Source organism: Microvirga vignae (assembly GCF_001017175.1).
GTDB lineage: Bacteria > Pseudomonadota > Alphaproteobacteria > Rhizobiales > Beijerinckiaceae > Microvirga > Microvirga vignae.
In genome coordinates, this window is the sequence record NZ_LCYG01000056.1 from 17,712 (window position 1) to 26,943 (window position 9,232).

General features: G+C 62.4%; 11 protein-coding genes and 1 pseudogene. 8 read left to right on the plus strand and 4 right to left on the minus strand.

The genetic code is table 11. From position 1 onward, the window contains the following. Positions 1 to 36 precede the first annotated feature (36 nt). Positions 37 to 303, plus strand: coding sequence for a hypothetical protein (locus AA309_RS20610; protein ID WP_047190905.1), 267 nt, complete (start codon positions 37 to 39; stop codon positions 301 to 303). Between the two features lie 36 nt (positions 304 to 339). Here AA309_RS20610 and AA309_RS20615 read toward each other — a convergent pair whose 3' ends face one another. Then, complete coding sequence (locus AA309_RS20615) at positions 340 to 1,236, minus strand: LysR family transcriptional regulator (RefSeq protein WP_047190906.1); 897 nt, start codon at positions 1,234 to 1,236, stop codon at positions 340 to 342. A 96-nt stretch (positions 1,237 to 1,332) separates the two neighbouring features. On the opposite strand from AA309_RS20615, the gene AA309_RS20620 reads away from it, so the two are divergent. The 6 genes and pseudogenes from AA309_RS20620 (at position 1,333) to AA309_RS20640 (ending at position 5,878) form a co-directional block, all read left to right on the plus strand. Next, complete coding sequence (locus AA309_RS20620; RefSeq protein ID WP_047190907.1) at positions 1,333 to 2,517, plus strand: arabinose transporter; 1,185 nt, start codon at positions 1,333 to 1,335, stop codon at positions 2,515 to 2,517. 102 nt (positions 2,518 to 2,619) lie between these two features. Further along, the gene (locus AA309_RS20625) at positions 2,620 to 3,015 is read left to right on the plus strand and encodes a (R)-mandelonitrile lyase (RefSeq protein ID WP_047190908.1); all 396 of its coding nucleotides are present in this window, start codon (positions 2,620 to 2,622) and stop codon (positions 3,013 to 3,015) included. 84 nt (positions 3,016 to 3,099) lie between these two features. Then, positions 3,100 to 3,565 (plus strand): annotated as a pseudogene (locus tag AA309_RS20630) ((R)-mandelonitrile lyase). 132 nt (positions 3,566 to 3,697) lie between these two features. Further along, positions 3,698 to 4,417, plus strand: coding sequence for a RibD family protein (locus tag AA309_RS20635; RefSeq protein WP_084731451.1), 720 nt, complete (start codon positions 3,698 to 3,700; stop codon positions 4,415 to 4,417). 69 nt (positions 4,418 to 4,486) lie between these two features. After that, positions 4,487 to 4,633, plus strand: coding sequence for a hypothetical protein (locus AA309_RS35395; RefSeq protein WP_160310514.1), 147 nt, complete (start codon positions 4,487 to 4,489; stop codon positions 4,631 to 4,633). A 126-nt stretch (positions 4,634 to 4,759) separates the two neighbouring features. After that, entirely contained in the window at positions 4,760 to 5,878 is a 1,119-nt protein-coding gene (locus tag AA309_RS20640; protein WP_047190909.1) for an alpha/beta hydrolase, read from the plus strand. A 240-nt stretch (positions 5,879 to 6,118) separates the two neighbouring features. On the opposite strand, the gene AA309_RS20645 is transcribed toward AA309_RS20640, so the two are convergent. Further along, positions 6,119 to 6,586: a cyclophilin-like fold protein gene (locus tag AA309_RS20645; RefSeq protein WP_047190910.1), complete on the minus strand. Its 468-nt coding sequence runs from the start codon at positions 6,584 to 6,586 to the stop codon at positions 6,119 to 6,121. A 464-nt stretch (positions 6,587 to 7,050) separates the two neighbouring features. On the opposite strand from AA309_RS20645, the gene AA309_RS20650 reads away from it, so the two are divergent. Beyond that, positions 7,051 to 7,962 carry a LysR family transcriptional regulator gene (locus AA309_RS20650; protein ID WP_047190911.1) on the plus strand — a complete coding sequence of 304 codons (912 nt, stop codon included), beginning with the start codon at positions 7,051 to 7,053 and terminating at the stop codon, positions 7,960 to 7,962. Positions 7,963 to 7,981: 19 nt separating this feature from the next. Here AA309_RS20650 and AA309_RS20655 read toward each other — a convergent pair whose 3' ends face one another. Together AA309_RS20655 and AA309_RS20660 are read right to left on the minus strand one after the other, a co-directional pair. After that, positions 7,982 to 8,719 carry a DUF4405 domain-containing protein gene (locus AA309_RS20655; protein ID WP_047190912.1) on the minus strand — a complete coding sequence of 246 codons (738 nt, stop codon included), beginning with the start codon at positions 8,717 to 8,719 and terminating at the stop codon, positions 7,982 to 7,984. A gap of 37 nt (positions 8,720 to 8,756) precedes the next feature. Further along, positions 8,757 to 9,230, minus strand: a complete 474-nt coding sequence (locus tag AA309_RS20660; RefSeq protein ID WP_150117668.1) for a cytochrome P460 family protein — start codon at positions 9,228 to 9,230, stop codon at positions 8,757 to 8,759. Between the last annotated feature and the right edge of the window lie 2 nt (positions 9,231 to 9,232).

Below are 9,232 nucleotides of genomic sequence, written 5' to 3' on the forward strand. Positions count from 1 at the left end.
TGCTCATGGAACGCAACAATGGAAAGGAGTGCCGACATGCCCCGCATTCGACACCGGGACAAGCCCGACTTCGCCGTCGACGTGATGGACGGCGCCAGACCGATCGGTTCGCAGTTGGTCGTGGCGGTGGGACTTCTCACCGTTCTCTTGGTCGCGATGTCGGCCGTGGAAGCACCCATGCAGCCGCAGGATATTTACGCAGCCGGTGCGAAGGAGATGGAAAGTCCATCCGCGCTGGATCCCAAGCTGCTGTGTTCGATCGGCGACAAGGTCAGGGGCTGGATCGCCGTCACGGTGTCCTAGCTGATCCACCAGGAGGCGATCCCGGCCGGGATCGCCTCACCGTTCCCGGTGGCGGAGCGAGTCAACCAGTAGGGCAAAGGCCGGCGAAGCTTGGCGGCGGCTTGGATAATACAAGTGATATCCCGGCCAGATCGGGCACCAATCCTCCAGCACGCGGATGAGACGCCCCTGGGCCAGATAGGGGCGTGCCAAGTCCTCCGGCACATGTGCGAGACCGAACCCGGCCACCGCCGCATTCACGATCTGGTTGATGCCGTTGAAGACGAGCTGGCCGTCCACGCGCACCCTCAGTTCGTGATCATCCTTCTCGAACTCCCACGCATACAGCCCGCCATGGGTGGGCAGGCGCAGGTTGATGCAGGTGTGGTTGATCAGGTCCTCGGGTGTCTGGGGAACCGGATGCTTGTCGAAATAGGACCTCGCCCCGATCACGGCAAAGCGGATATCCGGTCCGATCCGCACAGAGATCATGTCCTTGGCGACCTGCTCTCCGAGGCGCACGCCGGCATCATAGGCTTGGGCGGCAATGTCCGTCAGCCCGTAATCATTGCTCAACTCGACCTTGATGTCCGGGTAATCGGGCAGGAACCTTTCCAGCTTCGGCCAAAGAAGGTGTTCGATCGCGTAGTCGGTGGCCGTGATCCGGATGGTCCCGGCGGGCTTTTCCCGGAATTCGCTCAGGGCCTCGATCTCAGCCTCGATCTCGTCCAGCCGCGGGCCGACGCTTTGGAGCAGGCGCGTCCCGGCCTCGGTCGGCGAGACGCTACGGGTGGTCCGGGTAAGAAGCCGCAGCCCAAGCCGCTCCTCAAGCTGGCGGATCGTCTGACTCAAGGCGGATTGCGAGACCCCGATCTGTGCCGCGGCCTTCGTGAAGCTACGCTCCCTCGCAACGGCAAGGAACGCGAGGAGATCGTTCAGGTTCTCACCCGGCATTCATAAGTCCCTCTAATGAGCCCATGCGGATAATGTCGTCTAATCGCATGATGCGACACCTGCTAGCTTTCCGTCATCACTTCTTGATGAGGCCGTATGTCCGTCAGCTCTCCCCGTTCGCCGGTGGCGCCGCTCGTGCCGATCATGGCGGTGGTGCTGATCGCGTTCCTGATCATCGGCCTCGCCCTGCCGGTGCTTCCCCTGCACGTGAACCAAGGCCTTGGCCTGGGCACCTTCATGGTCGGCCTCATCACCGGAAGCCAGTTCGCGGCCGCTCTCATCTCGCGACTGTGGTCGGGCCATTATTCCGACAGCCGTGGTGCCAAGCACGCGGTCGCCGTCGGCCTGCTGATGGCTGCTGGAGCGGGGCTGCTTTATCTCGTGTCGCTTGCCTTCGTCGGCACTCCTGCGGCATCGGCCACGATCCTGCTGCTGGGTCGAGCGCTGCTCGGAGCCGCGGAAAGCTTCATCATCACGGGGGCGCTGAGTTGGGGACTGGCGCTTGTCGATATCCGTTCGGCAGGCAGGGTCATGGCCTGGGTCGGAACGTCAATGTACGCCGCCTTCGCACTGGGTGCCCCGCTGGGCTCCTTCCTCTACGCGAGCTACGGCTTCCCGGCGATTGCTCTGGCTACCACCCTGATGCCCCTCGCGACCCTTCTGCTGGTTGCACCACTGAGGCCGATCACGCCGCAGCATCGCGGCAATCCTGCCTTCACGAAGGTGATCGGCGCGGTCTGGGTGCCCGGGCTCGGCTTGGCGTTCAGCAGCATCGGATTCGGCGCGATCACCGCATTCATCTCGCTGCTCTTCGTCAACCGCGGCTGGAGTCCGGCGTGGCTTGCCTTCACCGCCTTTGCATCGTCCTTCATGGTGGTGCGCATTTTCTTTGGCCACCTGCCGGACAGGTTCGGCGGCGCCAGGGTGGCCCTGGTCAGCGTGCTGATCGAGGCTGCCGGACAGGCGCTCATCTGGCTCGCCCCTGGAGCACCCGTCGCCTTGGGAGGGGCTGTCCTCACCGGCGTCGGCTACTCACTGGTCTACCCTGGTCTCGGCATCGAGGCCGTGCACGGCACGCCGCCGGATAGCCGCGGCCTCGCCATGGGGGCCTACACCGCATTCCTGGACTTGGCACTCGGCATCACCAGCCCGCTCCTGGGGTTGGTCGCGAGCTGCGCAGACGTCGGCACGGTGTTCCTGATCAGCGCGATGGTGGTGCTCGGGGCAGCCGTCATTGCGGCGCGGCTCGTGAAGTCCCAGCCCATTCATAACCACGGCTAATAGGTGCATGCTGATTTGGATCCCTAATCGCGTAGGCCTCCAGCCCCTAGTTCCGTAATCGACAGCAGATCCGTTCTGCGCACAGTCACAAGGATTGAAACCATGGACATCAAGAGAGTCGGCTCTCAGCCATCCGGCAAAGGGCCCGCCGATTGGTTCACCGGCACCGTTCGCATCGATCCCCTCTTTCAGGCCAGCGATCCGGCACGGGTCGGCGGCGCCAGTGTGACGTTCGAACCGGGTGCCCGCACAGCATGGCACACCCATCCCCTCGGCCAGACCCTCATCGTGACGGCAGGTCTCGGCTGGGTTCAGCGCGAGGGCGGTCCGATCGAGGAGATCCGTCCCGGCGACGTGGTCTGGTTCCCGCCGGGCGAGAAGCACTGGCACGGCGCGTCGCCGACTACGGCCATGACCCACATCGCCATCCAGGAATCGCTCGAAGGCAAAGCCGTCGATTGGATGGAGAAGGTCAGCGAAGAGCAGTACCAGCGGTGACCCTCATGCTGGTCATCTCACCCACGGCGGCACTGACTGCCGTGGGCACCCAACCCGCAACCTGAGACATGAGACGGGACAGACATGAGGAACCTTCTCGGCACCGCCGTTTCGCTCGCGCTTCTTGCCGTGACCCCGGCCCTTGCGGAGAGCACCGTCATCTCCCCGAACGGCTCGCGCCCCTCGGCCAAGGGGCCTGCGCCGACCTTCACAGGGTCCGTGACCGTCGACCCTCTGTACGCGCCCAACGCGAACACGACCTCGTCGGGTGGTCTCGTCACGTTCGAGCCGGGTGCGCGCTCCGCTTGGCATACCCATCCGGCAGGCCAGATCCTGATCGTCACATCCGGGACCGGCTTGGGTTCAGGAGGAAGGTGGCCAGAAGCGCGAGATCAAGCCAAGCGACGTGATCTGGACACCGCCCGGCGTCAAGCACTGGCACGGAGCCACCGCAACCACCGGAGTGGGTCACATCGCCATCACGAACATGGTCGACGGCAAGAACGTCGACTGGCTTGAGCACGTCACCGACGAGCAATATCGGAACTGATCAGTAAGGAAGGTGTCCATCCGGATCCCGACACCTGAGACGGTCTCCGAAAGCAAGGCGCCATCCTCGAGAAGGCAGCCAACTGAGGCACGCTCAATTGGCTGCCTGGATAACGGAAGAGAGAAGAACCGCATGCGTCCCACGATCATCTGCCACATGGTCAGCTCAATCGATGGGCGTTTGCTCGTCGATCGTTGGACGCCCCCGGCAGCGGGGATCGACAGCGACATCGTACATCGATACTACGATCAGGTCGCGGCAAGGTTCGATGCCGACGGATGGATCGTCGGTCGGAAGACAATGGAGGACTACGCCGGAGGCACTGCACGGACGCCTCGATCGTGTCCGGACAACCTTCGCGCGCCGCATGTCGCCGATCGCAAGGGGCGCAACGTTGCGGTTGCCATCGACCCACATGGACGGCTGCACTACGGAAGCGACAATGCAGGCAGCGACCATATCGTGACCGTCATTGGAGAGCAGGTGACGGACGAGTATTTGGCCGAGTTGCATGAGGACGGCGTATCCTACCTGTTCGCGGGTCCGGACGGACATGATCTGCACCGTGCGATGGACATCCTCGGCGGGACCTTCGGCATCAAGACCCTTCTCTTGGAAGGCGGTGGGACGATCAACGGCGCGTTCCTGAAGGTGGGGTTGATCGACGAGATCAGCCTTCTCGTCTATCCAGGCATCGATGGACTGGCCGGGGTGCCCAGCATCTTCGGGTATGCAGGTGAGCCCGATGAGAAGCCCGCGGCCGGTCAATCGCTCCGGCTTCTCACCACGGAAACTCTGGAAGGCGGCATGGTGTGGCTCCACTACCGTGTGGAGGAAAGTCCGTCGTCCTAGCCGGCTGAGAGCCTTGCGCTGATGTCCCTCGCGCCGAAACCGATACGGCCTGATCGAGGAAGCGTGCCAATGGCCTGGCTTCTCACTTCACCGGCCCGGCAACAACGATCGATCTCCATCCGGCGTCCATTCGACATAGGCCACAGCGGTAAATCCGACGCCGCGGTCTCTACGCTCGGCGCTGCCATCGTCGTCAATACCGATCAGATGACCTGACGCCTTTTGCCGGCGAGCGCAATCGGCACGACTGATGAGCCCTTCTCATAAGTACAAGCGAAGGAAGGAGCCTAATCCAATCGCCTCGTCTGGACTACGTTTTCAAGCGTCAAAGGAGATCCAGACATGAACAAGCAGATTGGAACCGAAACCTCAACGGACCGGGAGCCCGGCCTCGACATCGGTCGGCGCGACCTCCTGAAGATGGCCGGCGTGGGTGTCGCGGCACTCGGCATCGCGGCGGCCGCCAACGTCCCATCTGCAAGGGCTCAAGACATGTCGAACGGTGCTAACAACTTCTATACCAGCGACAGAGTGACCGTGCAGAAGGTCACCTTCAGGAACCAGTATCAGATGGACGTCGCGGGGAACCTCTTCACTCCCAACGACCTCAACCGGAATGCGAGACATCCGGCGATCATCGTCGGGCATCCGATGGGTGCGGTGAAGGAGCAGAGCGCGAACCTGTATGCCACGAAGATGGCCGAGCAGGGATTCGTCACTGTGTCCATCGATCTGCCTTTCTGGGGCGAGAGTGATGGCGAGCCCCGCAACCTCGTCTCGCCGGACATCTATGCCGAGGCTTTCAGTGCCACGGTCGACTTCCTGGGAACCCAGCCGTTCGTCGACAGGAACCGGATCGGAGCGATCGGGATCTGCGGCAGCGGGAGCTTCGTCATCAGTGCGGCCAAGATCGATCCGCGCATGAAGGCCATTGCGACCGTCAGCATGTACGACATGGGTGCCGCCAACCGCAACGCGCTCAGACGCTCGCAGACCGTCGAGCAGCGGAAGAAGATTATCGAGGCCGCGGCCGAGCAGCGCTATGTGGAGTACACGGGCGGCCAGACTCGGTACACGAGCGGGACGGTCCATGAGATCACCCCAAGTTCCAACGCCATTGAGCGTGAGTTCTACGACTTCTACCGCACTCCCAGGGGTGAGTTCACTTCCAAGGGTCAGTCGCCGCAGCTCACCACGCATCCGACCCTGACCAGCAACGTCAAGTTCATGAACTTCTACCCGTTCAATGACATTGAGACGATCTCTCCCCGTCCCATGCTCTTCATCACGGGTGACCAGGCTCACTCCCGCGAGTTCAGCGAGGATGCCTACAAGCTCGCGGCCGAGCCGAAGGAACTCCATATCGTGCCAGGCGCCGGGCATGTCGACCTGTACGACCGCGTCAACCTGATCCCGTGGGACAAGCTCGAAGCCTTCTTCGATCGGCATCTCACGGCCTGAGCGAGGCTGGCAGCATCATCCTGCTGACGATCGAACCGAATGCTCGCATGGAGAGCCTCTTCCGAACGGGAGGGGCTCTCCATCGTCTGTCCCACACGTTGCGGGAGGCGCTCATTGCAATCGGTACCCGGCATCGGCGGCCTCACCTTGGACACGAACCGCGAACCTCTCCATGCCCCAGCCGCCGCGCGGTCGTCGCACAGCCCGCGAACCGGACGGGCCTTCCCGTCACGTGTTGCTTCACAGGCGTTTGATGCGCAGGGGAAACTTGCCGCGCGTGAGGAGCGGCTCGAAGCTGTGATCGAGCCGGCCGAGGCGGATCAACCCGCGTGAATAGCTGTAGCCGGCGTAGAAGAAGGCGAGATTCCCCCATGGGGCATAATAGCAAAGATCGCCCGCGGCCTCATTCCTGAAGGGGCCACTTTCTTCCTCGGTCAGTTTCCGTGGCAGGTATGCGATCTTCTCATTGGTGGAGTAGTCTTCGATCGTCAGTTCCAGCGGCAGCATCGAGACGAGGTCCCTCGCCGAAGGATTGTCGTAAAGTGCGGCCGTAAAGACGTGGCTGCTGAAAGCGATCTCTATTCTCATGCTCTTTGTGTCCGGTTTTCGGCTTGACTGCGCTTGAGCCAGGGTCGAACGCGGCAACGCAGCGCCCGACAGTGCCGTTCCGAGCAGGCCCCTGCGTGTGAGGAAGGTGTCTGACTTCATTTGCGGTGCCTCTTGGTTTCTTATCGTGATCATCGGCTCCGCGTGGTGCCGACCTCCAGCCGAATCCTTCATTCCAGCGAGCAAATCGTTCGGCGGCGGGAGGTGCCTCGACCGCTGCCGCCGATCGAGTCATCGGCACCTGAAACGACACCATCAGCTTATCGCCACAAGCGCATCCCTATTAGATGAGCGCCATCGCATGCTGACATGAGCCGGATTCATAAATCGCCGGCAGCCCTCGAGGCAGCCCGTCGTCACCGGCAGATCCCGGAAGCGGAAAGCCGCAGATACTCCAATCTCTTGGCAGGGCCTCTTGCCTTGCCCACTACTGTCGGGAACTCCACCTCCGCACGTCGCGGTTGGCGCGGCGGCAGGAAACGGTCGCGAGGTTTCCGACCACGGGTTCTGTCTGGGCGATCGATTATCCACTATAAACGGCAGCATTACATGAGAGGCATTCATGAATGGCGCGCGAGAACATCAATGACCTGATCGCCTTCCTGGCCGTCGCCCGGGAGCGCAGCTTCACGCGGGCCGCGGCCAAGATCGGTGTTTCGCAGTCGGCCCTGAGCCACACCATCCGCCAGCTTGAGGCCCGGCTCGGCATCCGCCTGCTCACTCGCACGACACGGGCCGTCTCCGTCACCGAAGCGGGCGAACGCCTGCTCGAGAGCATCGGCCCGCACTTCGACGAGATCGAGGCTCAGGTAGAGGCTCTCAGCGAGCTGCGCGACAAGCCGGCCGGGACCATCCGCATCACTGCGTCCGACTATGCGATCAAGTACGTCCTCTGGCCCAAGCTGAGAAAGTTTCTCCCGAACTATCCCGACATCAAGGTCGAGCTTGTGCAGGACAACGGGCTGACCGACATCGTCACCGAGCGTTTCGACGCCGGCGTGCGCATGGGCGAGCATCTCGCGAAGGACATGATCTCCGCTCGGATCAGCCCGGATTTCCGCCTGGCGGTCGTTGGTGCGCCATCCTACTTTGCCAACCGTCCGAAACCAGTCTATCCCAAGGACCTCGTCGGTCACACATGCATCAACTTTCGCCTTCCGACGTCCGGCGGTTTCTACGCGTGGGAGTTCGAGGAGAATGGCCGCGAAATCAAGATCCGTGTCGAAGGTCAACTAGCCTTCAACAACAGCTTCGACGTTCTGGAAGCGACACTCGACGGCTTCGGATTGTCCTACATGGCGGAAGAAATCATCCTGCCATACGTCGAGCAGGGACGGCTCGTGCGCGTCCTCCAAAAATATTCCCCTTATTGGGATGGCTACTATCTTTACTACCCGAGCCGCCGCCAGTCGTCGCCCGCTTTCGTCGCTCTGGTGGAGGCGCTGCGCCATCGCGGATCAACTCGGAACATCACATGAACGGCTGGGCGGCACGCGCTCACGCACGTGCCGCTTCCTTTGACGCGCCTGCGGAAAGCCGGCTTTGCTGCCTGCCAGCAGGTGCGGTACGGCGGTGGTTTCTCAGCACCATCATTCCATAATGGGTGATGATGGCCGGAAGGCCCACAACACCTGCCCAATGTCCGAAGAACGGCGTCACCGAGGCGTCGAAGTCCCAGAAGTCCAGGCTGTAGGTGAACGTCAGCTTGGCCCACACGCCGAGCACCGAGAAACTCCATGCGCCGAAGCCCGCCAGGATCGCCGCCGCGATGCGGAGCACGAACGTTCTCGGAGGATTGTCCGGCGAGAGCCTCAAGGTCGTGCGCATCATTGCCATGACGCGCGTCCAGTGCAGGCCGAGATGAACGCCGACGATGATCATCACCCAATATGCCGCGAACCAATGCACATCGCGCAGGTAGATGCTGTCCGGAATGGGAAGGAGGCCGAACACGGACTTCGAGATCACGATGCTCGTCACCAGGAGAACCGCCATGTTGGCGATCAACAGCAGATGGAGCACAAGCGTGATGACGCGCCGCCTGTCGTAGTCTCCCCTGAACAGGTTCATGAACCAGATCCGGTTCACGGCGATGTGCCAGGCGAGCAAGGCGAACAATGCCGTGCCGAATATTTCGTGCGGCAGGTTCTCCAGCCACCAATAGGCGAGCGCGAGCAGCAGGAGGGCCGCCATCGCGGCGGGTAACGCGAGGCGTTTGACGACGATGGTTTTCATGATGGCGTGCTCGCTTTCAACGGGAGTTCCGGCGCCATCACTTGAAGCTGAGCGCGTCGGTGAAGGTGAACATGAACTGCCGATCCCGGCGCGACCGCTGGTGGCAGGCATAACATTGCGCCGTGTTCTCATCGGCCTTGATCGAGCGGTCCGGCCGGAACCACTGGTACTGCCAGTCGTCGATGCCGTTCCCCATCTTCTGGGCGACGAGGTAGCGATGCAGGACGTCGCTCTGGTAGTCCACGAGGACGACATGCGTTCCCGTCGGCACCGCCTGGTCGGCCTTGATGGCATCGAGCGCAGCGCGGCTGGTGAGCATGTGCTCCCGGGTCACGCCGCGCCGTACCGTGGTGTAGTGCTCGAGTTTCTCGAGCGGCGGGAACGTGACCGCATTCGTGTGGGCACGGGCCGGCGTCGGCCCCCTGCCCTCAGGCAACATAAGGTATCCGCTCATCGCAGCCAGTGCGGAAGCCATCGACGACAGCGCCAAACGCCAAACCCTTCCCTTCATCC

Coding starts and splice junctions, on each gene's coding strand:
- AA309_RS20655 (WP_047190912.1), bottom strand. CDS start 8,719: ATGAAAACCATCGTCGTCAAACGCCTCGCGTTACCCGCCGCGATGGCG.
- AA309_RS20640 (WP_047190909.1), top strand. CDS start 4,760: ATGAACAAGCAGATTGGAACCGAAACCTCAACGGACCGGGAGCCCGGC.
- AA309_RS20620 (WP_047190907.1), top strand. CDS start 1,333: ATGTCCGTCAGCTCTCCCCGTTCGCCGGTGGCGCCGCTCGTGCCGATC.
- AA309_RS20615 (WP_047190906.1), bottom strand. CDS start 1,236: ATGCCGGGTGAGAACCTGAACGATCTCCTCGCGTTCCTTGCCGTTGCG.
- AA309_RS35395 (WP_160310514.1), top strand. CDS start 4,487: ATGGCCTGGCTTCTCACTTCACCGGCCCGGCAACAACGATCGATCTCC.
- AA309_RS20635 (WP_084731451.1), top strand. CDS start 3,698: ATGCGTCCCACGATCATCTGCCACATGGTCAGCTCAATCGATGGGCGT.
- AA309_RS20650 (WP_047190911.1), top strand. CDS start 7,051: ATGGCGCGCGAGAACATCAATGACCTGATCGCCTTCCTGGCCGTCGCC.
- AA309_RS20610 (WP_047190905.1), top strand. CDS start 37: ATGCCCCGCATTCGACACCGGGACAAGCCCGACTTCGCCGTCGACGTG.
- AA309_RS20645 (WP_047190910.1), bottom strand. CDS start 6,586: ATGAAGTCAGACACCTTCCTCACACGCAGGGGCCTGCTCGGAACGGCA.
- AA309_RS20625 (WP_047190908.1), top strand. CDS start 2,620: ATGGACATCAAGAGAGTCGGCTCTCAGCCATCCGGCAAAGGGCCCGCC.
- AA309_RS20660 (WP_150117668.1), bottom strand. CDS start 9,230: ATGAAGGGAAGGGTTTGGCGTTTGGCGCTGTCGTCGATGGCTTCCGCA.